Here is a 22923-nt window from a genome sequence, read left to right on the forward strand (position 1 = left end):
AAGGACGGCGCTCACTCCGAGAAGCCGCTGTGGTTCTTCCTCGAGCGTTACAACCAGGCATTCATCAACCAGGTTATCTCCTTCGTTGATGCAATCAACAACGACAAGCCGGTTGCTGTCGGCGCTGTTGACGGCCTGCGTCCGGTTCTGATGGCTAAGGCTGCTACCGAGTCCTGCCAGGCTGGCGGCGTGTTCGTCAAGGTCGGCGAGTAATTCTTCTTAGAAATTCTTTCTCCTCTCTCTATTCTAAATTAGAAAAGCAGCTCCAAATGCTTTTCATTCCCTCAAATACAACAGCAAGGCATTTTTTGAAGTGACCCCTAAAAGTCAGACAAAAATTGTTCAAGCGACCGAAAGGGCTTGCTGCCTGTGAATTACAGGCGGCAGGCCCTTTCGCTTTTCCTTTACTCTCCACCTTCATCCTATATACAATTCGTTATATCTCATCTATATATAACAAAAGAGTGCTGTTCCCTCAACAGCACTCTTTCCCTTAATACTGATACTTTTTCCGTCCCTTGACGAGAAAAAACACCGAAACCATCACGCCGAGCGCCTCTGCTACCGGAACAGCCAGCCAGATGCCGGTTTCCTGCAAAATCAGCGGCAGGAGCAGCAGCATCGCCACGAGAAACACAAGCGTGCGCGAAAACGAGATGATCGCAGACACGAGACCATCCGAGAGCGCGGTAAACAGCGAGGACGCGAAAATACTCGTGCCCATGAGCAGGAAGCTGACCGCATAAATCGGAAAGCCGTGCATGGCAATCTCGTACACACTGCTGCCGCGCGGCGTAAACAGAGTCAGCGCCGGCTCGAGCGTCAGCCACGAGAGCACATATGTGCCGAGCGAGCACGCCAGCACGAACGTCATGCAGATGCGGAAGATATGCCTCAGCTGCGGGATATTTTTCTCGCCGAATTTGTAGCTGATAACCGGTGCAACGCCCATTGAGAAGCCGAAATACACCGCCGTAAACACGAACTGGAAGTACATTGCAATCGTGATGGCGGCTACACCGTCCTCGCCGCGGTAGCGCATGAACAGCGTATTGAACACGAACGTGGTGATGGCGTTCGCAATGTTGCTGACCATCTCAGATGAGCCGTTGCCGCACGCAGCGGCCAGTGTTGCGCCGTCAAATTTGAAGGGCACAAAGTACAAACTTCCGGCGCGGTTTTTGGTGAAATACACCAGACCAACGATGGACGGCACGCAGTAGCCGAGGCAGGTGGCAATCGCCGCACCGGCAACGCCCATGTTCATCGGGCCCATGAACAGCCAGTCAAGCACCACATTTGTGATGCCGCCGCCCACCGAGGTCAGCAGACCCAAGCCCGGCTTGCCTGCGGTGACGAACAATATCTGGAAGGCAGTCTGCAGAAACAGCATGGGTGCAAACACCAGCTGAATGCGTGTGTAAATACGGCAGTCTGCCCACTGCAGCTCGCTCGTACCGAGCAGACGCAGGATAGGGTTCAGAAACAGATTGCCAAACACGGCGAAAATCAGGCCGATGCCCAACGCAACCGCAATCAGCATGGTGAAGTTGCGGCGCGCCTCGTCTGTGCGTCCCTCCCCCTGCCGGCGGGCGATAATAGCGCTGCCGCCCGTGCCGAGCATAATGCCGGTAGCCATCTGCAGGCAGTTGAGCGGAAACGACATATTGATTGCGGAAAGCGCGGTTGTTCCGGCAAACCGCGAAATAAACATACCGTCCACGATGGTGTACATCGAGAGCAGCATCATCATTGCAATGTTCGGCAGTGCGAATCGGAGCAGCGATGCGGCGTTGAATTTGCGCGCAAGTGCGTTATTATGCCCCATTGCGAATCTCCTTTTCAAAAGAATCGGTAAATTTTCGGGTCATTTCCACCATCATGGCGAACTGCTCAGCGCCCATGGCAGCGGCGGCGCGTTCCTCTGCGCGATACAGACCGCCCAGCTTATCCGCTGTGTAGCGTTTGCCGGATTCGGTCAGGCACAGCGGCTTTTCCTTGCGGCCGGATACGCTCACCTTTTCCAGATAACCGGCCTGCTCCAACTCCTGCACCACCGTATGAATTGTCTGCTTGGGCAGCAGGCACATCTGCGCGATTCCTCCTTGTGTCATCTCCGAAAACTGATCTAACATATACAGCACCGTTACTGTACTGGGTTTCATGCCGCTGTGCTTCGCCCAGATATCGTACAGCTCATCCTGTCGAAAAATACATGCGCACAAGTCGTTCATTTGTCTGCGAAAATCCATAATCCACCCCAATAGTCCTAAATCGTACCACGCCATTATAGTATGATTTAGGACTATTGTCAAGTAAAAGAAAAGCAGACCCGTAAAAGAGTCTGCTTCAAATTTATCCCATCAGCATGGTCCAGAGTGCGCTGAACGGCATGACGAGTATCAGCGCGGGCATGAGATCGACCAGCAGCACGGATTTGATCTTGGAGACACGAAAACCGGCCGACATAGTCAGCACGCCGCCGCACGCGGACAAATCCGCGAACATTTCCGGTGTGAGCACACCGGACAGCAGTCGCCCTGCGATAAACACGCACAGGAGAATCACGCACTGCGGCAGCGGGATAGCGCAGATGGCCTTGCCGAGCGTGGACGCGAAGATCATCGCAGTGAACAAGTCCAGCACGGACTTTGCAAACAGCAGATTCGGATCGCCCGCGATGCCCTCAGTCAGCGTGCTGTACCAGCCGAAGCCCGAGCAGCAGAACAGCGCAACCGCCGTGATGTAGAACTCCATATCAATATTATCCCCGCCGAGGTGCATGGTTTTGACCAGTCGATGAAAAAACCGGCTTGTCCAATCCTCAAGGTGCAGCAGGTGCCCGATGGTAAACCCCACCAGAATCGCCAGCACGACCGCTGTCATGCTGACCGCCTTGATGATGGAATTGATACCGATAGCGATCGAACACATGCCGAACAGCGTCGGCAGGTGCTCTTTCAGGCTGTTCGGCAGGACGTGTCCCAATGCGGAACCGATCACGCCGCCGGCCAGCACCGAGATACAGTTGACAATTACTCCGATTGGCATAGGATTTCCTTCTTTCTCTTTCCCCTTCTCCTCCATTTTTTATTTTACCGTAGAAAAGCGTCTTTGGCAAGCAAAAAAACCGCACAGCCGAAGCTGTGCGGTTTTTGTTGCATTTTCGCTTACTTTTCCACGTTTTCGCAGAAACGCATGAGCATTGCCGCTACTTCCGCGCGGGTCGCGTAGCCCTTCGGGTCCAGCTTGCTGCCGGACTTGCCGGTAACAACGCCAGCCGCATTCGCCCACTGGAGCGCCGGAACAGCATAGCTGCTTACGCTCTGCGCGTCCGTATAGCCGTCGAGGCTCTTCGCGCCGGAAACGTCATACTTCTTGTTCTGTGCGTAACGGTACAGCATAGCTGCCAGCTGCTCGCGGGTGATGTTCACCTGCGGGTTGGTGCCGTCGGATACGCCGTTCGCCTTAGCCCAGTTCATGCCCTTTTCGTACCAGACAGAGCCGCCGGTGGTGTCCTCGCCGGCATGGCGTGCCAGAACCGTCATCAGCATGCCGCGGGTGGTATTAGCCTTCGGAGAGAAGGTATTCGCTGCGGTGCCGTTCATCATGCCCTTGCCGGTTACATAATCAACCGCGGAAGCGAACCAGTCGTTCGCGGAAACGTCGTTAAACTTGGTCTCGGACGGGGTTTCGGTGGCCTTAACATAGCTTACGCCAACCTTCACTGCGGAAGCAGGCATGGTGAAGGTGTAAACCGTGTCGCTCTTCTTAACGGTGGAGACCGTCTTGCCGGAGCCGTCGGTAACGGTCAGCTTGTCCAGCTTGTAGCCCTTGTCCGGGGACAGGGTAATGGTGATGGTCGCGCCCTTTTCTGCGGAGGACGGAGAAGCGTTTACGCCGCCGTTGTTGACCGCCGAGGTGGTTACCTTGTAGGTCGTCTTGCCGGAGGAGCTGCCGCCGGAGGAGCCGCCGGAGGACGGCTTGGTGTAGGTGAACTCGTAGGTGTACGGACTTGCATCGCCGGTTACCTTAACCGTAGTGTTTGCACCTGCTACAATGTTCTCCTTCGCAAAGGTCTTTTCGTTGGTAGCAACCTCAAATTTGATGGTCTTTGCAACCGTTGCCTTGGTGTTTACTGCAACATTCTGCTCCAACTTGATCGTCTTGCCGGACTTTACGCTGTCAACAGCCGCCTGCAGAGTCGGGTATACATTTTCACCGATAGACGCCGCCGGAACAGAAATAACGAACGGGCTGAAGCCGTTAGTGGTGAAAGTCAGCAAATGCTTGCCGCTCTGCTCAGTCACAGTGCCGGTGTAATACTCAACCGTGCCATTCTTGGTGTGCTGAATGCTCAGCTTATCGCCGTCAGCAACTGCAAAGCCAGTCGGCAACTCCATAGTTACCACAGTTGCCTTGGTGATGTTCATCGGCTTATAGTCCTGAACGACCTCTGCATTTTTACCATTGACGCCCAGTTCAATGTCATCAGCCGAAGCAGCAGTAGAAGCTACAATACGGTACTGCGGAGTGATCTCCAGCGCCAGCGTTTTGTTTGCCGCATCATACGCGGTCGGCTCAACCTTCAAGGAGGACTGAACGTACAGCTTCTTGTCGCCGGTTACCTCGGTTGCACTGTTAACCAGATCGGTTGCCTTGGCTTCGTCGATATCCTTGACGATATCACCCGCAGCCGCGCCAAGGGTCGGTGCGGAAACTGTCTTAGCTGCTGCTGCAACCTTTTCCTTATCTGCCTGCGGAATCTTGTCTACCTTAACTTCCGGCTTGGCAACAGCAGGCTTGACCTCAACATTGCCGGTGTTGGTCTTTGCAACTACCTTGTAGCTGTAACCGGATACATCACTGGTTCCGGCAACGTAGCCGCTTGCAACGTAGTCGGTCGGGTTGGTGGTGAAGTAGCCGCCGGTGATCGTCAGAGAATTTCCGTCCTTATTAGAGACTTCAAACTTACCACTGATTTTGCTGTTACCCTCAATGGTGAGCTTTACCGGTCCATAGAATCCACTGGTAATTGGTTTTGCACCGTCAACATCGAATGCTACGTCAGCATTCGGATTTTCAGAAATAATAACACTATCCTTAATCGTTACTGTACCATTGCAGTTGCTTGTAACATAAGTGTACGATCCCCAACCCTTTGTCAGATTCGTGCCATCAACCGTCATGTTATCCAGTGTCAGATTGCAATAGTTCTGAACCAGAAGCTTTAAGTTAGGATCATGCTCCTGAGCAACATTAAGCGTGCCGTTTTTCAGCGTGATATCCGGGGTAGTTTCAACAGCACCCTTCCATTCGAGATGGAAGCCCTGCGTTTCATAGCCTTTAGAACCAACAGCCGGTTTATCAACAGAATAGGTGTGCTGATTAAAGTCGATAGTAAAGCCTTTCGCCGCAATCTGATCGTTGCCCTGCAAATCCTTTCCAGGATTCTCATATGTGCCGATACCACTGCCAATCGTGTCTTTCAACAGCGTAATGGTTGCGCCGTCCTGTGCTGCCGCAACAGCGTCTGCCAGCGTCTTATAATAGGTATCGTCAATCTTAGCTACTGCAACGTCCTTCAGCGGCTTAACCGTGTAGGTATTGTCCGCATTCTTCGCGGTAGCATAATTTGCGTCACAATACGCAGAAACGTCAGAGGAGAATGTACCGCCGGTTACAGAAATATTATTCTGATTATTGCTACTCAACGCACCACTGATTCGCACATCACCGGAAATCTTAATCAGATTCTTGTCTTCGGTGGTTGCTTTATCACTTCCAGTTGTATTATCAATGTCACCGGTGATTTTTGCATTGCCCTTGATATCCAGATAGCCCTTATCGGATGTATCGTTAATATATTCATTGCCAACATGACCGTTGATTGTACCACCGCTGATGGTAGCCATATTATAATTGAATACGCAATAGTAGTTGTCCATCGGCTGCGTAAATACACCGCCGTCGATCTCCAGCTCGCCATAATCATCATTCTTGACGGTGATCTTACCGCCAGTGCCCTGTGTAAAATCGCCATCCCAAATGGTCATAACTGCATTTTTACCAGAAGTATTCTCACTGCCATTATACCAGCCATTATGGATCAAGCTGGAAAATGCACCAACATTGGTATCCGAAAACTTAAACGTGCCTTTATAAATATTCATCGTACCATAGTTATCAATAACATAGTACGAGTTATTACCACTGTCACCTGCACTGGTAGATGCCTCTGCGCTGCGGCAGTATAAGATGTTGCCATTCAGATTGCAGACCGCACCTGCCACATTGTACACAGCAGCCTTCTTGTGCGTTACATTATCGATCGTGCCTGTGCCATTGATTGCAAGCATGCCCTTATTGGTAATGGTATGATTCGTACTATTGGTGATCTTATGACCATTCAAATCAAGCGTTACAATCTTATCCTGCGGAATAGTAATGTCCTCGATAACATCTGCATTCAGCGTAATGATATCGCTACCGCTTACTGCCGCATCAACCGCCGCCTGTAACGTCGCATAACCAGTTCCGCTAATCTCGGCAACAGATTCCGATGTTGCTGCGGTATCACCCGCCGCAAATGCCACCGGCGCCATGGTCAGCACCATCATCACAGCGAGAAAAGCCGATAACAATCTTCTTTTCATGTTTATCCTCCTCAAAATTATTTTTCCGGCAAAAGCGGTGCCGTTTCGCCTTTCCTTCGCAAAATTTGTACTTAGGAAGGTTTTGTGTCTGAGGGCGAGTACCTCAGACACAAGGGTACCCTTGTGCCACTTTATTTGCCTACATCATACCACTGTTTTACATTTTTTGCAATGATATTTATCACAAAATTTTGTCGATTTGGTGTCGGTTTTGTGTATTTATAACTTTTTCATTACTTTTGCACAATTGGAATTGCCAGCATTTATACATATTTTCACCGCTTGTGTTTTGCGCCCGGTTATGCTATGGTAAAAGCAGTAATTTGGAAAATTTGTGTTCAACCGCTTCTGAGTCCGTTTTATCGGACACCCGATATGCGATACTCAAAGCATGAAAGGGAGGCATGGCATATGAAAAACGACGATTACGGCTTCTACGGCAAGGGGCTTGACGGCTATGTGCACTACCGGCAGGGCATGCAGGAAGCGGCGCGCAATGCACCGAATGCGTCCGGCGGCCGCCGGCCTGTCTCCGCAGAGCAGAAAACAACCGAGCCTGCACCGAAATCCGACGAATCCGGTCAGATCAGCAAGTGGATCCTGCAGCATCCGCTGCATACGGCGTGCATGATCAGCTTGTTTATTGCGCTGACCTGCGTGATTATTGAAAGCCTGGGCGAACCGTCCATCCAGTTTATGGCGGCAACGGCTATCATCTGCGTGGTTGCCCTGATTTTCCTCGGCATAGAGGTTATCAACTTTATCATCTGGTTTTTCAAAAACTGCTGAGCACCAAAAAACGAGCCGACAGCATGGCTTTCGGCTCGTTTTCTCTTTGTTGCTATACCTGCGGGAAACGCGTATCAGTATCCCTCTGACCGGTTTACAACATTTTTCAGCGGGTTTCCGGTCAAATACCGCTCCAGATTGTCCATGCAGATATGCCAGATCGTGTTCTGCACGTCCGCGCTGCCGCCGAAGCTCGGGCCTGCGATATGCGGCGTGAGCAGCACGTTCTCCATGTCCCACAGCGGACAGTCCGCCGGAAGCGGTTCAGTCTCGAACACATCGAGTGCGGCGCCGCCGAGGTGGCCGTCCTGCAGAGCCGACACCAGATCGTCCGTCCCCGCCAGACTGCCGCGTCCGACATTGATCAGCACCGTGCCTGCTTTCATCGCGTGCAGGCGCTCGGCCGTCAGCAGACCCGCGGTCTCGCGCGTGTTCGGAAGGCAGCCAATGACGATGTCCGCCCGCGGGAGCAGAGCGTCTAACGCATCGAGTGTATGCGCTTCGTCGAAGTCTGCCGGTACAGCCGAAACCGCTGTGCGCTTCACGCCAAGCACAGCTGCGCCAAAGACTTTCAATCGGCGGGCCACATTCGCACCGATGTCGCCCATGCCGAGTACAAGTGCGGTCTTGCCGGAAATCGTCTCCGCATGGTCGTATTTTTGCCAGATATGCGCCTGTTTATTGCTCCAGTACCGTCCAAACGAGCGGTACAGCGCCACCAGACTGCCAATCGCGTACTCCGCGATGATCGTGCCGAACGCACCGGACGCATTCGCCAGCACCGCGCTCCGCGGCAGGTTTTCCATGCGCGTGTACTTGTCCGCGCCCGCCCAGGTCAGCTGCAGCAGACGCAGGTTTTCGGTCTGCGCCAGCTGGACTTCACTCGGTTCGCCGAAAATAACCGCAGCCGCGCGAAGCTGCTCTGCGGTCGGGTGTTCGCCGTTCTCCGCGAACGTGAACGCGCACTGCGTGCCGAATCGGGTATTTAACGTCTCGCGCATGGTCAAATCGCACTGCGCGAGCACCAAAACGGATGTTTTTTCGTTCTGCATTGTGTTTTCTCCGTTATCTGTCAGGATATTTACAATTATATAGTAAGGATTTCCGGTTTTCAACAATGGGATAATAAAAAGCATCTGCATGAGCAGACACCTTTCAAATTATTTTTATAATTTCATTTCCCGGTTCTTTCTACGCAGATGGGTCGACAGCGCATACAGAACGGCGATATCCTCCTCGTCCAGACCTGTTAAATCCAGCGTCTGCGTTTTTGCAACACACAGCAGATAGTCCGTCGAAACCTTGAAAATCTCGGATAATTCGATAATATACTGTGTACTCGGTACATTCAGGCCTAATTCCCACGCATTTACGCTCGACCGTGTGATGCCCAGCCGCTTTGCCAGCGCGGCCTGGGAGATGTTGTGGCTCTCCCGCAGCATTTTAATTCGTTCCCCTATAATCAGCATGCTATCACCTTATTATAGGGTATGCTAATCACGATGATATTACGATATCATTATGATATTTATAATTGACATACATATTTCTTCCAGCTATACTAAAGAAGATAATAGGAGGACTGTACATGGTAATCTTACTAACGCTCTTAGTATGTCTGATCATAGCTCTCATACTCCGGGGAATCTATGCTGCCCTTCGTTCCATACTATCCAACAAGTGGCTTCATGACGAGGCACGACAGGATGTTGTACATCTGTTTAATCGAGACTTACCTAAATGGTTAGAAGCAGCTTATACCGCCTTATACCAACATTTGCAGACACAGGGCAGCAAATGTGACTGGAGCGTAGAAATTACATGCCCCTCCCATGCTGTTATTGATCGATGCCGTATCAATTTTTCCGGTTCGCAAGGTATTATTCTGGACAGTGCCAATCAGCAATTACTCTATTATAAAACAAAGGATTTGCCGGAATTACATGCCCTTCAATGCACAAACGCCCATCCGTTAGAAGCATTTGAGTGTTTCTCTCTTCCCTACTCCGATATTCTCCAGGCACAGCTTATTACTTCAAAGCACGCCTATACGCAAATGAAAACGAAAGGCGGCATTTCTCAAGATGCCGCCGAACAGCATGCCGCCGGGCAAACGGTCTATGACAAATTAGCAATCGTTATTCAAAGCAAGAATCCCTATCATCCATATATAGAATTAGACTTTTCTAATCATACCGCGGTATCTGAACTATGGAAAAGCCTTCAGACCTCCAGTATATTAGGAAATATCTTTGAAACCGAGACTAAATTCAGCATTTCCTATGCAGGCTGCGATACCGATATCAAAATTCAGAAGCGTTCCTCCGCTATTCCATCGCTTCCATTCGCTCTGACGTCGATCGGACCGGCGCAGCTGAATATGTTAAATCAAACCCTGCTCCATCTGGAAGCGATTGCACAAGCTGATTCGTCCAATTCCGCACCTGTTTCATGATTGTCATAATAAAAAAGCGTCTGCTCACGCAGACGCTTTTTCCATATTCACTTACGCATCATTCGACAGATGGAACTTATCGAACGCATAGAACACAAGGCTCATGATCATGCCGACGATAGCGGCGAGTGTCATGCCGGAGAGCGATACATCGCCCAGCGCCAGCGTAACGCCGGACAGGCCGGTAACAAAGATAACCGAGGTCAGGATCATATTGCGGTTCTTGCTGTAATCCACATGGTTGTCAACCAGGATACGCAGACCGGAGGTGCCGATCATGCCGTACAGCAGGAACGAAATGCCGCCGATGACCGGGCCCGGAATGGTCTGGATCAGGGCTGCCAGCGGGCCAACGAACGAACAGATGATACTCAGCACAGCCGCGCCGCCGATCACGCGCACGGAGTACACCTTGGTAATGGCCATAACGCCGATGTTCTCGCCGTAGGTGGTGGTCGGCACCGAGCCGATAAAGCCGGAGATCATGGTCGAGAAGTTATCCGCAAACAGCGAACGGTGCAGACCGGGATCTTTCAGCAGGTCGCGGCCGATGACCTTGCCGGTGACGAGCTGATGGCCGATATGCTCGTTCGCGATAACCAGAATGACCGGAAGAATGATCAGGATCGCGTTGATGTCAAACTTCGGGGTCTGGAAATTCGGAATGGAGATAAAGCTGGTGTGCAGCGCATCCATGATGGTCTGGGTTTTGATAACACCGGTGAACACACCCGCAATATAGCCGCAGATAATGGCGATCAGAATCGGGATAGTCGAGAAGAAGCCGCGGAACAGCACGCTGCCGAATACCGCAACGGCCAGCGTTACAAGGAAGGTGACAACCGTTCCGGTGGTGACGCTGTCACCGACAATGCAGCCGGTAGAAGCCGCAGAGCCTGCCAGCTCCAAGCCGATCAGGGCAACAACTGGCCCCATGGCAGCAGGCGGCAAAACGACGTTGATCCAGTCCGTGCCGCACTTATAGATAATGAACGCGAGCACACAGCCGCACGCACCTACGACAACAAAGCCGCCGAGCGCGTACTGATAGCCCCAGTTCTGGATAACGATGGTCGCCGGAGCGATAAATGCGAACGACGAGCCGAGGTATGCGGGCGCCTTGCCCTTGGTGATGAGGATGAACAGCAGCGTGCCGATACCGTTCATAAACAGCACGATCGCCGGGTTCATATGGAAGATGAACGGCACGAGCACGGACGCGCCGAACATCGCAAACATATGCTGAATGGACAGCGGCACGAGCAGGCGCGGCGGCACCTTTTCCTCTACCTGAATGATTCTGTTGCTTTGCATCGTTTTTTCATTCCCCCTAAAATATTTCTCTTTTTCCAAAACCCGTCAGCGGAACAGATTCTTGATCTGCTCCATCCGGGCACACGTCATATTATACCCCATTTCATATCCCCATTCCAGCTTTTTCACGTCTTTTTCAAAGCTGTTCAGCGATTTTTCGGGCTGAAGGAGTACGGTATCCTGCGGTTTGTTCTCCGCAAGGCGGTGACAGAAGCAAACTGTCTCGTTGTAGTGCTTGGCACGCTCAAGCAGCACCTTGGGCATTGCCGGATATTTGCGCTTCAGCCACTTTGCGGTCAGCTCCACGCCGCGCGTCAGCGTCTTGCGATAGCTTTCCGGCTGCGTGAGCACGATCAGATTGCGCTCGTTGCCGTCATGCAGGCTGCGCAGAATCGGGATTGGGTCGGCCAGACCGCCGTCGTAATAGGTCTCGCCGTCCATCTGCACCGGCGGAAAGTAGATCGGGATGGCGCAGGTCGCTCGCAGCATCGTGCATGGACGGTCCATGCGCATGCCGTTGAGGTATTCGGCTTTGCCTGTCTTTGCATTGGTGACACCGACCAGATATTTTCCCTGATATTTATGAAATGTGTCCCAGTCAAACGGCATGAGCTGGTTCGGGATAGTATCGAACACGAAATCTGTGCCGAAAATGGAGTGGTCGTGCAGCAGGTTGCGCGCGCCGAAATAGCGCTTGTCGCCACGATACTGCCGCAGTATGTTAATGTTGCGCTCACGCTGCCGTGAGAGATACGACGCCGCATAGGTGATGCCGGCGGACACGCCGATGACGTAATCGAACATGATGCCGTTGTCGAGCAGCGCGTCCATCACGCCGCAGGAGAATACCGGGCGGAAGGTTCCGCCTTCTAAGACTAAACCGGGCATAATTAACCTGCCTTTCTTACTATTTTTCTGAAATCGAGAGAGTTTTCGTATTTTTCGGCACACGCTGTCTGGTGCAGTAAAAATCTACGCTATTTACAAAAAGACAGACCAACAATCGAAATCATCGGTCTGTCTTTCTGACGCTCAGCGGAAAACCGCCGAGTAAAATGCTATTGAATTAGCCGATCATCTTTGCGGTGCTTACCTTGATGCCGGGGCCCATGGTAGAAGCAACAACGCAGGAACGAACGTACTGACCCTTTGCAGCAGCCGGCTTAGCCTTGATGATAGCACCCATCAGAGCGTCGAAGTTGTCCTGCAGCTTCTCAGCGCCGAAGGAAGCCTTGCCGATCGGGCAGTGGATGATGTTGGTCTTGTCGAGACGGTACTCGATCTTACCAGCCTTGGACTCCTGAACAGCCTTGGTAACGTCCATAGATACGGTACCAGCCTTCGGGTTCGGCATCAGGCCCTTAGGACCAAGCACGCGGCCCAGACGGCCTACAACGCCCATCATGTCCGGGGTAGCGATAACTACGTCGAACTCAAAGAAGTTCTCCTTCTGGATGCGCTCCATCAGGTCCTCTGCACCAACGATGTCTGCGCCTGCAGCCAGAGCCTCGTCAGCCTTTGCGCCCTTAGCGAATACAGCAACGCGAACCTGCTTGCCGGTGCCGTGGGGCAGAACGATAGCGCCGCGAACCTGCTGGTCAGCGTGACGGGAGTCAACGCCCAGCTTTACGTGCAGCTCGATGGTCTCATCGAACTTAGCCTTCGCGGTGGAAACAACGGTGGAAAGCGCTTCAGCCGGATCGTACTGCTTGGTGCGGTCGATCGTCTTTGCGCTGTCTACATACTTTTTACCTTTATGCACAATAAATCCTCCTTAAGTGGTTAAGCGGGAACTTGAATAACCCTCCCACTGTATGCGGCAGATAGCCGCAGCTTCGTACAACAAATAAAAACCGGAGATTACTCCTCGACGGTGATACCCATCGAACGGGCGGTGCCCGCGATCATGCTCATAGCAGCTTCCAGGGAAGCAGCGTTCAGGTCGGGCATCTTGGTCTCTGCGATCTTCTGGCAGTCAGCCTTGGACAGCTTTGCAACCTTGGTCTTGTTCGGTACAGCAGAACCGGACTCGATGCCGCAAGCCTTCTTGATCAGAACCGGCGCCGGAGGCGTCTTGGTAACGAAGCTGAACGAACGGTCAGCATAAACCGTAATGATAACCGGAATGATCATGCCGGCATCGTTCTTGGTGCGCTCGTTGAATTCCTTGGTGAAAGACATGATGTTTACACCGTGCTGGCCGAGAGCCGGACCTACCGGGGGAGCCGGGGTTGCCTTGCCTGCGGGAATCTGGAGCTTAATATAACCTACTACTTTCTGTGCCATGTTGAAAGGTTCCTCCTTCAAAAAATGTGGTGGCTGGCGAGTTCCTAATTGGCACGGAACTCTCCCACTTGCCGTAAATGCGGAAATCTATCTTCCGCTCATTGTCACTCGTCGAGAGTTTCAACCTGATCGAGCTCAAGCTCGACAGGGGTTTCGCGGCCGAACATGGAAACGGTTACGTTTACCTTATTCTTATCCGGCTCAACCGACGATACAACGCCGATAAAGCCTGCCAGCGCGCCGTCGATAACGCGAACACTGTCGCCTGCGGCGTAGTTTACCTCGATCTCGCGCTTTTCCACGCCCATTGCGATGATCTCTTCCTCAGTCAGCGGAATCGGCTTGGAGCCGCCGGACTTGTCCTGACCCAGAAAACCGGTGCAGCCGCGCGTATTGCGAACCAGATACCAGGTTTCATCGGTCATGATCATCTTAACGAGCACGTAGCCCGGGTACAGCTTGCGCTCTACCTCGCGGCTTTTGCCGTCCTTTACCTCAACGACCTTCTCGGTCGGGATGTTGACGGCTTGGATCAGGTCATGCAGCTTGCGGTTTTCGACCGCTTTTTCGATCGAAGAGGCTACCTTGTTTTCGTAGCCGGAGTACGTATGAACAACGTACCATTTTGCAGCGTCTGACATTGTTGCCTCCTTTTAAGTTAGGCGGCGAAATGTTTAAGCAGCGTCTGGACACCAAGACCGAATACGATGTCAAGCACCCAGATGAAAATACCGATGATGACTACGCAGGCGATAACGACCAGCGTGTTGTTCGTCGTCTGCTCACGGGTGGGCCAGACGATCTTACGGCATTCGCTCTTCAATTCGCGGAACCACTTGCCGATACGAGCAAAGAGACCGGGCTTTTTCGCTTTGGTTTCTTCAGCCATTAAGCTACTTCCTTTCCCTTACTTCGTTTCGCGGTGAAGCGTGTGCTTCCGGCAGAAACGGCAGTACTTGTTCATTTCCAGACGATCCGGATCATTCTTCTTGTTCTTCATTGTGTCATAGTTTCTCTGCTTGCACTCGGTGCAGGCCAGCGTGATCTTTACGCGCATAGATAACGGCACCTCCTTTTAATATCTCGCTTCGTTTCCGTATCCCTGTGACACGGCTTGAAGCTAATTGCCTCCCTCTGTCAGCGTTCCGACGTCAACTTTTCAGACACACGAAAAATAGGCGCAAAAAAAGAACCTGCATAGGTGTTTTTAGTATAGCATGTGAGGGATTTGCGGTCAAGCATTTTTTCTGAAAAAGTGCTGATTATTTTCGTTTTTTATGGTATACTCAGGGTAATCACACGGGCAGAAAACACCGATTTGAAAAACTGCCCAAGAAACAGGAGTATGACTATGCGTATTTTGGGCATTGATTACGGAGACGCCCGCACCGGCCTTTCGATCTCCGATCCTTCCGGCTTTCTGGCCGGCTCGCCAAGCGTGATCCACGAGTGGAATTACGCCAAGCTGGTGGACAAGCTGGCGGCGTTCATTCAGGAAAACAAGATTGAGGAAATCGTCCTCGGCCACCCGAAGAACATGGACGGCACGGTTGGCCCTCGCGCCGAAAAGTGCGAGACTCTGGCGAAGGAACTGGAGGAGCGCACCGGACTGCACGTTGTGCTGTGGGACGAGCGCCGCACGACGGTCGCCGCACACGAAATCCTGCACCGCAGCGGCAAAAAGGAAAAAAAGCACCGCCAGAGCGTCGATGCCGTTGCAGCAACGCTTATCCTGCAGGGCTATCTGGATTTTAAGCGCCGCCAGTAATTTCCGTTTTACCTATTTATATAGTATCTTTCGGCACCTGTTCCCCGCAGGTGCCGTTTGCTTTTCCAATAACTTCTTTCGATAAGAAACATTTCTTGACGATTTGGCTTTTTTCTGCTACAATAAGAAAAACTTCAATACTTTACCGTGTGCAAGTCCCGCTGCATGCGGTTTTTGTTTCTAAGGAGAACCATCCATGTCTATTCTTTTCAGCCTGCTCACAAACCCGGTCACGATATCCGTACTGGTGCTCTGTGTTCTGTGCCTGACCGGTTTGAATGTGCTGCTGTCCATGCTCATCGCGTGCATCATCGGCGGCGTGGCCGGCGGTATCCCGCTGCTGAACGCGCCCGAGGGCACGCAGACCGTCATGCAGCTGCTGACCGGCGGCTTTGCCAGCAACGCTACGACTGCGCTGGCGTACATCCTGCTCGGCACGTTTGCCACCTGCATCGCCACGACCGGTCTGGCCGATATTCTGTCGAAAAAACTGTCACGCCTGCTCGGCGGACACAAGCTGGCGCTCATCGGTGTGCTGACACTCGTTGCCTGCCTGTCACAGAACCTCATTCCGGTGCATATCGCATACATCCCGATTCTCGTGCCGCCGCTGCTCCGCATGATGAACCGTATGCAGATTGACCGGCGTGCCGTTGCGTGTGCGCTGGCGTTCGGCCATAAAGCGCCGTATATCACCATTCCGTTTGGTTTCGGATTGATTTTTCAGCGTGTTATCGCGGATAATCTGAGTGAAAACGGTCTTTCTGTAACGGTCAAGGACGTTACCGCCGCCAACTGGAGTATTGGCGTTGCCATGCTGATTGGTCTGTTCATCGCCGTATTTGTCCTGTACCGCAAGCCGCGGGACTACCACGACATTGAAGCGGACACCTCCGCTGCCGAGGTAATTTCGGAAAAACTCGAGTACCGCCATTATGTCATGCTTGCCGCCGCGATTGTTGTCGCAGTCGTGCAGGTTATCAGTCAGGATCTGGCGCTTTCCGCGCTGTGCGGCCTGATCATCATCATCGTGTTCCGCGCTATCAAATGGAGTGACATTGACGAGCAGATCGAGGGCGGTATCCGTCTGATGGGTCAGATTGCCATCATTATGCTGGTGGCAGGCGGCTACGCCTCGGTCATCAAGGCCACCGGCGGCATTGACGCGCTCGTAAACGCCGGTATTTCCGCCGTAGGCGGCAGCAAGGTTGTCGCTGCGATTGTCATTACGCTCATCGGCCTGCTGGTGACGATGGGCATCGGCACCTCGTTCGGCACTGTGCCCGTGCTCGCTGTGCTGTTCGTGCCGATGTGCAGCTCGCTTGGGTTCTCCACTCCGGCTACCATCCTGCTCATTTCGGCCGCCGCTGCCCTTGGCGATGCAGGTTCGCCCGCATCCGATACCACGCTCGGCCCAACCTCCGGTCTCAACGCTGACGGTCAGCACGACCATATCCGCGATACCTGTATCCCAACGTTTATCGCGTTTAATATTCCGATTATGATCTGCGCGATTTTGATGTCGCAGGTGCTGTAAAATACCCCCTCCCATGACGATAAAAACGCTCGAGATTACTCGAGCGTTTTATTTTTTATCCACAGCAATGTGGATAACTCGGTGGAAAGCTACTCCATCTTTCCAGCCAGAATTTCCGCAATATCGTCAACCAGCTGTTCCCAGTCATCCTCGGTGCCCTCGGTCTGCAGAAAGCCGGTGTCCATATCGTTGACAAAGGCGTGTCCGATGTCGATATAACTGTCGTAATCCGGCTCATGATAGCCGTATTCCGTGCCGAGCAGCACGATTTCGTCGCATTCATCGCCCTGCAGATGCGCCATCGCTACATTGAGAAAGCCGTTTTCCGCCATGCTGTCGTCATCGTCCGGCGCCGCCCATGCACGCTCCCAGTATTCATCCTCATCCTCGTTGAACAGGCCGTCCTTGTAATAGTCCAGCTCACGCCGAATGCTCTGCTTGAGAAAATTTCGGTCCATGTTGTTCGCTCCCCTTTTCTCTGTTCTGCGACTTTATTATAGCATGTGCAACTCGTTTTTCAAGTCGGTAAATTATCCACAAACTTGTGGACAAATTTGTGCGCAATTCCTTTTCATACACGCTCCGCTGTGCTATACTGCTGACAGAACCATCAGGCGAACCGAGGGACCCAGCATGAAAACATTAGGCATTGACATCGGCACCACAACAATCAGCGCGGCTGTGCTCGAGGACGAGCAGTTCCTCGCCAGCGAAACGCGGTCCAACGGTGCCTTTATTCCGTCTGCGCTGGCGTGCGCACGCGAGCAGGACGTGGAAAAGATCACGCAAACCGCACTATCTGTCGTGCAAATGCTGTTTGAACGCTATCCGGATATTCATTCCATCGGCGTGACTGGGCAAATGCACGGCATTCTGTATGTGGATGCGGACGGTAATGCCGTCAGTCCGCTGTACACCTGGCAGGACGCACGCGGCAGCCTGCCGCACAGCAAAGCCGAAAGCTGGGTGCAATATCTCACGCGCGAGACCGGATGCCTTGCCGCAGTCGGTTTCGGTCTGGCAACGCACGCATACAACCTTGCCGCCGGACTTGTGCCGCCCGCCGCCGTCACCTGCTGCACCATCGGTGACTACCTTGCCATGCGGCTGTGCGGATTGGCTGCGCCGCGCATGGATGCCAGCAATGCCGCAAGCATCGGCTTTTTCGACGCAGAACGCCGTGCTTTCGACCAAAACGCTCTACAAAAAGCCAGTATCGACTCGAACTTTGTCCCGCAGCTTGCCGCTGAACCGGTAATCGGGCACTTCCGGAATGCGGCTGTCTGTGCCGCCATCGGTGACAATCAAGCCAGCTTTCTGCGCTCGGTGCGCGACAAAACCGCCGAAATGCTCGTGAATGTCGGCACCGGCAGTCAGTTTTCCGTGTTCACGCCGCACTATCTGCAGGCACACGGCTTAGAGACCCGCCCCATGCCGGGCGGCGGCTATCTTCTGGCCGGTGCTTCGCTGTGCGGCGGACGCGCTTACGCGCTGCTCGAGCAGTTTTTCCGCTCCACCGCGTCCATGCTCGGCACGGAAGTGCACAGCTGCTACGACGCAATGGCGCGTCTGCTAAATGAAAATCCGCGTCCGGATGATGTGCCTGCCGTCTGCACCCTGTTTGAAGGCACGCGCACGGACAGCAGCCTGACCGGCAGTATTTCCGGTCTTACAACGCATAATTTCACGCCTTTACACCTGATTTACGGCGTGATGGACGGCATGGCCGAAGAGCTGCACCGCATGTACACCGCATATCGGCAGGCCGGCGGTACACCGAAAAGGCTGATCGGCTCGGGCAACGGTCTGCGGCAGAACCGGTATCTGCAGCAGCGCTTTGAGACTGCCTTCGGCTGTCCGCTCACGCTGTCCGATGGCCGTGAGGAAGCTGCCGCAGGCGCGGCACAGTTCGCTGCGGAGCAGCAGATTTGACAGCAGCAAGATTATTGAACAAGTCGTATCATCAATATTTTGAATTTCGCGCGTTAGTGCGCATGAATAGCATTTGCTTTGCAAATGCCAAAAAAGTCAGGGCGTGTATCTGCAGGGTTCGGAAAGGATGGAACGCTATGCAAGCCTTCAAAAAAGTCGATATGGAAAGCTGGCCTCGCCGTGAGCACTACCGCTACTATACCGAGGCTCTCAAGGTTGAATTCAATATGACGGCGCCGGTGGATGTGCAAAACCTGCTCCGTTTCTGTCATGCACACGGCTGTAAATTCTACGCAGCGGCGATTTACTGCGTCACCAAGGCGCTGAGCCGCATCGAGAACTTCCGCATGTTCAAAAACGCGGACAACGAACTCTGTGTCTGGGATAAAATCGTGCCGAATTTCACGTTCTTTCATCCGGATGACTGCACGTTTTCCGACTGTTGGACGGACTTTTCCGAGGATTTCCCCACGTTTTACAACGCCATTACCGCAGATATGCAGACCTACAAGGATGTCAAGGGCATCAAGACCAAGCCGAATCAGCCTGCGAATTTCTACTGCATATCCTGTACGCCGTGGACGGCGTTTACCGGCTGCGGCAGCCGCGTCGCGGACGGACAGCCGGCGTACTTTCCCATCGTTGTCATGGGCAGATACGAAAAATGCGGCGAAAAGGTCAATATGCCGGTCAATATCACCATTGCACATGCGGTGGCAGATGGATACCACGCCGGTTTGTTCTTCCGGTATCTGCAGGAGGAACTGGATGCTCTGCACTGAATGTACAAAAATCCACGCTTTTCTTTGTGAAAAGCGTGGATTTTCTCATTCATTCTGTCCAAATATTGCCCCATCCAACATCAGCACATCCTCCATCGGAATCACCGTGCCGTCTGTCAGGGTCAGCCGCCGCGTGAACTCATCCGCCTTTTTGACCACACCGGAAACTGTGCGGTATGCACCGCCGGATTTGCGTTCATCCGGCACAAAATAGGTGATCTCCACCTCGGGTTCTGCATCGAGCACGGAAAGCAGCAGCCGATACCGCTCGTTAAGTGCGGTCAGCATGGTCTCGTCCAGCTCGATTTTGCGGTCGGTCAGCCGCGCTGTCTCACGGATAACACCGGCATACCCGGTCAGCGCCGCAAACGGCGAAAACTGTGCCGCACGGTCGCTCATGGGCATCTGCGGACGGGTTGGGGAGACATGATGCGGCAGATTCATAATCCCGGCGTATTTTCGATTGTCGATTGCGGACATGCTTCACCTGCTTTCTTCTACTGCGTTTCGTCCAGAAAAATCCACAGCAGCTCATGGGCCTCTGCGTAACTCCGGTCGGCCATGGTGATTTTGAGATGTATCCGGCTGCCGTCCCGTATCTGATAGGTCATCTTCAGCGAACCATGCGCCGCAATCTGCTCCTCTATATAGCTGTAATCCAGCAGCTTTGCAAATTCGTCATAATACTCCGGATGAACCAGTTCGCGGCAGTACTCACGCACGGAAGACATAAACGCATGATGATTATTCTCCAGTATGGTCTTAAAATACGGCGGAACATAGATATACCGACAGGTATCCTGCTTGGCATTGACCATGTACACTCCCCTGTAAAGCGGTGCGATGGCCTGCAGAAAACGGGTAACATCCTGCTTTTTGATGAGCGGCTGCTCCAGCTTGTCATCTATGATGCGCATTTGACGGATACCGCCGTTATTGCGGTAAAACTCCATCTTATCATGCCGCATGGCCGTTTCAGCCCGATTGACCGTCTCGTTCAGCGTCTGTCTGTCCGTGCTTTCAGACACGCCGACCGAGACCTCATAACCCATCTCACGGATTGTGTGACGGAACGCCGCAAGGCTTTCTGCAAGCTCCTCCGGCTGACGCGCCGGACACAGCAGGACAAACTCATCACCGCCGATGCGGTATGCGCAGTCGTCCGGGAAATACTTCCGAATCCCGTCCGCAATCGAGCGCAGCATGTGGTCGCCGGCCTCATGTCCCAAGTGGTTGTTGATCTCATGCAGGCCGACGGCATCCATGTAAATGCAGGTCAGCCGCGCATAATTCGCCAGCTGAAAGACCTTGAGATCGTGCTCGTACTTGCAGCGCGTGTACAAATGGGTCAGCACATCATGATTATAGTAGTCCTCGGAATGGTCGGCTGTATGGTGCGACAGCTGCAGTTCCTCTGCACCGAGCACGATGGGCTGACCGTTCTCACCGTTCTTGAGTGAAAGCGTGATTTCCATATTTTCATCCAGAATCATATCATCCGGATATCGTTTTTCCAAATATTCCGCTACCAGACGCAGGACATTTCCGGCGTGATAGCCTTTTTCGCAGATAATTTTCATTAGCTTCTCCGTATGCAGCTGCCTTGCGGCTTCGCAATCCTTCCAGAAAAGATATATTTCTCATATTATTGTGAATATATTATATTTCCTTTGATTGCCATATACAAGGGTGACTGCCTGAAATGTCGAATTTTCGACATAGAACGTCAGTGGAGAGGCAGAATCAGGCAATTCATTTACATTGCCTTAGCATGTTTTTCCGATTATGCGTTATGCCCGCCGATTTTTCCGTTTCGCTCAATGGCAGTCGCACCTTCCTCAAGGTTCATGCCCTTGAGCAGCGCGTTTTTGCCGTATTTGCTCTTGATGGCAAGCGCCGCCTGCTGCAGCTTTCGTTCCCGCTCGAGTGCGGCCTGCTCTGCCCTCCGGCGCTCCTGCTCGGCAGCATAGTCGGTAAACAGGTCAAGCTGCTCACACCGAGCCGGCTGGGACGCGTCAGATTCCGGAAGGATGTGATCTGCCACCAGATACATGCGCCGGATGAGCAGATTCGGGTCGATAATACGGTCGAACAGCGTGGTCGCTGCGTCCATGAGCTTTCGCGTAGACGAGGTCAGTTCTCCGAGACTCTGCGTGCCGTGTGCAGATTTTGGAAGCGTGCGCCCGTAGCGATCGGTCTCGGTCTTGCCGTGGTAGTTAATCCGCCGTGCCGGATCGTTCAGGTTATCAATATCGTATCCGACGGTCAGCACAAGCCGGTCGGTGACAAAGCCCTTGCTCACCAGATCGAGTACCAGCTGATCTGCCATTTCGCGGACAACCAGACGTGCCTTGTCCGCTGTATACGGACACGCAAGCACCTGCCCGGTGCTGATGCTGTTGGTGCTCGGCTTGTAGGCTTTGATATCCGCGACCGTGCACGGCTCCCATCCCCACGCATGGTCGATGAGCAGCTCCGCGTTTTTGCCGAACAGCTTATACAGCAGATCCTCGTTTTTCTCCGAGCACAGCGCGATATCGCCCATGGTGCACATGCCGTACTGCTCGAGTTTTTTCGCGGTGCCTCGTCCCACGCGCCAGAAATCGGTGAGCGGCTGATATGACCACAGCTCGTGCCGGAATCTGCGCTCGTCCAGTTCGGCGATACGCACGCCGTCGCGGTCGGCGGGAACGTGCTTGGCGACAATATCCATCGCCACCTTGCACAGAAACAGGTTGGTGCCGATGCCCGCCGTGGCCGTGATGCCGGTGGTGTTCAGCACATCGAGAATGATTTTCCGCGCCAGCTCACGCGCGGTCAGGCCGTAGGTCTCAAGGTAGCCGGTCACGTCCATGAACACCTCGTCAATGGAGTACACAACCATATCCTCCGGCGCGACATATTTCATGTAAATGGCATAAATCCGGCTGCTGTACGCCATATAATGCGCCATATGCGGCGGTGCGATGATGAAATCCATCGCAAGAGACGGGTTTTCCCGCAGTTCCGCAGCAGAGTAAGACGCGCCGGTGAATGTATGCCCGGGCGCACGGCGCTGCCGCTCGGCATTGACCTGCTTAACGCGCTGACGTACCTCAAACAGCCGTCCGCGGCCGGAAATGCCGTAGCTCTTCAGCGACGGCGTGACTGCCAGACAGATGGTCTTGTCCGTGCGGGTCTCATCCGCGACAACAAGGTGCGTGTCAAGCGGATCGAGGTCACGCTCCCGGCACTCCACGGAGGCATAAAAGGATTTCAGGTCGATGGCAAGGTAGGTGCGGGATCGCATGGTTATGCCCCCTTTCGGCGTGTCAGTCAATCAGATAACGATTTTGTATCAGATATTGGATATTCGGGTTATCAATAGATAATTTTCCGGTAACACAGTTCAAATAAGCAAGTAA

At 53.1% G+C, this 22923-nt stretch carries 24 protein-coding genes; 7 read left to right on the forward strand and 17 right to left on the reverse strand.

Translation table 11 applies throughout. From position 1 onward, the window contains the following. A partial coding sequence (locus tag IEY11_RS12085) for a Gfo/Idh/MocA family oxidoreductase (protein WP_330600811.1) occupies positions 1-213 on the forward strand: 213 nt, incomplete at its 5' end. 280 nt (positions 214-493) lie between these two features. On the opposite strand, the gene IEY11_RS12090 is transcribed toward IEY11_RS12085, so the two are convergent. The 4 genes from IEY11_RS12090 to IEY11_RS14955 all read right to left on the reverse strand — a co-directional run bounded on the left by IEY11_RS12090 (position 494) and on the right by IEY11_RS14955 (position 6656). Beyond that, complete coding sequence (locus IEY11_RS12090) at positions 494-1828, reverse strand: MATE family efflux transporter (RefSeq protein ID WP_188886671.1); 1335 nt, start codon at positions 1826-1828, stop codon at positions 494-496. Continuing rightward, complete coding sequence (locus IEY11_RS12095) at positions 1818-2252, reverse strand: MarR family transcriptional regulator (protein ID WP_188886672.1); 435 nt, start codon at positions 2250-2252, stop codon at positions 1818-1820. The genes IEY11_RS12090 and IEY11_RS12095 overlap by 11 nt, the downstream gene beginning before the upstream one ends. Before the next feature lie 103 nt (positions 2253-2355). Further along, positions 2356-3051: a DUF554 domain-containing protein gene (locus tag IEY11_RS12100; RefSeq protein ID WP_118480999.1), complete on the reverse strand. Its 696-nt coding sequence runs from the start codon at positions 3049-3051 to the stop codon at positions 2356-2358. A gap of 119 nt (positions 3052-3170) precedes the next feature. Beyond that, positions 3171-6656, reverse strand: a complete 3486-nt coding sequence (locus tag IEY11_RS14955) for an S-layer homology domain-containing protein (RefSeq protein WP_243184007.1) — start codon at positions 6654-6656, stop codon at positions 3171-3173. Between the two features lie 411 nt (positions 6657-7067). Here IEY11_RS14955 and IEY11_RS12110 point away from each other — a divergent pair, with 411 nt between their 5' ends. Then, positions 7068-7445, forward strand: a complete 378-nt coding sequence (locus IEY11_RS12110; RefSeq protein ID WP_188886673.1) for a hypothetical protein — start codon at positions 7068-7070, stop codon at positions 7443-7445. Between the two features lie 74 nt (positions 7446-7519). Here the strand turns inward: IEY11_RS12110 and IEY11_RS12115 are convergent, their stop codons facing one another. Together IEY11_RS12115 and IEY11_RS12120 are read right to left on the reverse strand one after the other, a co-directional pair. Further along, positions 7520-8497, reverse strand: a complete 978-nt coding sequence (locus IEY11_RS12115) for a D-2-hydroxyacid dehydrogenase (protein ID WP_188886674.1) — start codon at positions 8495-8497, stop codon at positions 7520-7522. A 114-nt stretch (positions 8498-8611) separates the two neighbouring features. After that, positions 8612-8914 carry a helix-turn-helix domain-containing protein gene (locus tag IEY11_RS12120; RefSeq protein ID WP_308744334.1) on the reverse strand — a complete coding sequence of 101 codons (303 nt, stop codon included), beginning with the start codon at positions 8912-8914 and terminating at the stop codon, positions 8612-8614. A 119-nt stretch (positions 8915-9033) separates the two neighbouring features. Between IEY11_RS12120 and IEY11_RS12125 the strand changes: the two genes are divergently transcribed. Next, positions 9034-9900 carry a hypothetical protein gene (locus IEY11_RS12125; protein WP_188886675.1) on the forward strand — a complete coding sequence of 289 codons (867 nt, stop codon included), beginning with the start codon at positions 9034-9036 and terminating at the stop codon, positions 9898-9900. A 51-nt stretch (positions 9901-9951) separates the two neighbouring features. Here IEY11_RS12125 and uraA read toward each other — a convergent pair whose 3' ends face one another. The 7 genes from uraA to rpmG all read right to left on the reverse strand — a co-directional run bounded on the left by uraA (position 9952) and on the right by rpmG (position 14557). Further along, positions 9952-11214, reverse strand: coding sequence for a uracil permease (gene uraA, locus IEY11_RS12130; protein ID WP_188886676.1), 1263 nt, complete (start codon positions 11212-11214; stop codon positions 9952-9954). Between the two features lie 45 nt (positions 11215-11259). Beyond that, positions 11260-12102, reverse strand: a complete 843-nt coding sequence (locus tag IEY11_RS12135; RefSeq protein WP_118564566.1) for a patatin-like phospholipase family protein — start codon at positions 12100-12102, stop codon at positions 11260-11262. Positions 12103-12280: 178 nt separating this feature from the next. After that, entirely contained in the window at positions 12281-12976 is a 696-nt protein-coding gene (gene rplA, locus IEY11_RS12140; RefSeq protein WP_118360867.1) for a 50S ribosomal protein L1, read from the reverse strand. Positions 12977-13074: 98 nt separating this feature from the next. Next, positions 13075-13500: a 50S ribosomal protein L11 gene (gene rplK, locus IEY11_RS12145; RefSeq protein WP_118481005.1), complete on the reverse strand. Its 426-nt coding sequence runs from the start codon at positions 13498-13500 to the stop codon at positions 13075-13077. A gap of 104 nt (positions 13501-13604) precedes the next feature. Further along, positions 13605-14141 carry a transcription termination/antitermination protein NusG gene (gene nusG, locus IEY11_RS12150; RefSeq protein WP_110435833.1) on the reverse strand — a complete coding sequence of 179 codons (537 nt, stop codon included), beginning with the start codon at positions 14139-14141 and terminating at the stop codon, positions 13605-13607. A 17-nt stretch (positions 14142-14158) separates the two neighbouring features. Next, positions 14159-14389, reverse strand: coding sequence for a preprotein translocase subunit SecE (secE, locus tag IEY11_RS12155; RefSeq protein ID WP_110435832.1), 231 nt, complete (start codon positions 14387-14389; stop codon positions 14159-14161). 18 nt (positions 14390-14407) lie between these two features. Further along, positions 14408-14557 carry a 50S ribosomal protein L33 gene (gene rpmG, locus IEY11_RS12160; protein ID WP_110435831.1) on the reverse strand — a complete coding sequence of 50 codons (150 nt, stop codon included), beginning with the start codon at positions 14555-14557 and terminating at the stop codon, positions 14408-14410. Between the two features lie 294 nt (positions 14558-14851). Between rpmG and ruvX the strand changes: the two genes are divergently transcribed. Both ruvX and IEY11_RS12170 read left to right on the forward strand, forming a co-directional pair. Then, positions 14852-15268: a Holliday junction resolvase RuvX gene (ruvX, locus tag IEY11_RS12165; protein WP_188886717.1), complete on the forward strand. Its 417-nt coding sequence runs from the start codon at positions 14852-14854 to the stop codon at positions 15266-15268. Positions 15269-15464: 196 nt separating this feature from the next. Further along, positions 15465-16805 (forward strand): Na+/H+ antiporter family protein, encoded by a 1341-nt coding sequence (locus IEY11_RS12170; protein ID WP_188886677.1) that lies wholly within the window; start codon positions 15465-15467, stop codon positions 16803-16805. Positions 16806-16894: 89 nt separating this feature from the next. Here the strand turns inward: IEY11_RS12170 and IEY11_RS12175 are convergent, their stop codons facing one another. Continuing rightward, complete coding sequence (locus IEY11_RS12175; RefSeq protein ID WP_188886678.1) at positions 16895-17263, reverse strand: hypothetical protein; 369 nt, start codon at positions 17261-17263, stop codon at positions 16895-16897. 175 nt (positions 17264-17438) lie between these two features. On the opposite strand from IEY11_RS12175, the gene IEY11_RS12180 reads away from it, so the two are divergent. Both IEY11_RS12180 and IEY11_RS12185 read left to right on the forward strand, forming a co-directional pair. Next, complete coding sequence (locus IEY11_RS12180; RefSeq protein ID WP_188886679.1) at positions 17439-18737, forward strand: sedoheptulokinase; 1299 nt, start codon at positions 17439-17441, stop codon at positions 18735-18737. A gap of 137 nt (positions 18738-18874) precedes the next feature. Next, complete coding sequence (locus tag IEY11_RS12185; RefSeq protein ID WP_243184008.1) at positions 18875-19519, forward strand: CatA-like O-acetyltransferase; 645 nt, start codon at positions 18875-18877, stop codon at positions 19517-19519. A gap of 45 nt (positions 19520-19564) precedes the next feature. On the opposite strand, the gene IEY11_RS12190 is transcribed toward IEY11_RS12185, so the two are convergent. The 3 genes from IEY11_RS12190 to IEY11_RS12200 all read right to left on the reverse strand — a co-directional run bounded on the left by IEY11_RS12190 (position 19565) and on the right by IEY11_RS12200 (position 22808). Continuing rightward, entirely contained in the window at positions 19565-19999 is a 435-nt protein-coding gene (locus tag IEY11_RS12190; protein ID WP_188886681.1) for a hypothetical protein, read from the reverse strand. Between the two features lie 17 nt (positions 20000-20016). Beyond that, positions 20017-21099 carry a GGDEF domain-containing protein gene (locus IEY11_RS12195; RefSeq protein WP_188886682.1) on the reverse strand — a complete coding sequence of 361 codons (1083 nt, stop codon included), beginning with the start codon at positions 21097-21099 and terminating at the stop codon, positions 20017-20019. 203 nt (positions 21100-21302) lie between these two features. Further along, complete coding sequence (locus IEY11_RS12200; protein ID WP_188886683.1) at positions 21303-22808, reverse strand: Y-family DNA polymerase; 1506 nt, start codon at positions 22806-22808, stop codon at positions 21303-21305. Positions 22809-22923: the final 115 nt, after the last annotated feature.

Source organism: Butyricicoccus faecihominis (assembly GCF_014648015.1).
Classification (GTDB): Bacteria; Bacillota; Clostridia; order Oscillospirales; family Butyricicoccaceae; genus Agathobaculum; species Agathobaculum butyriciproducens.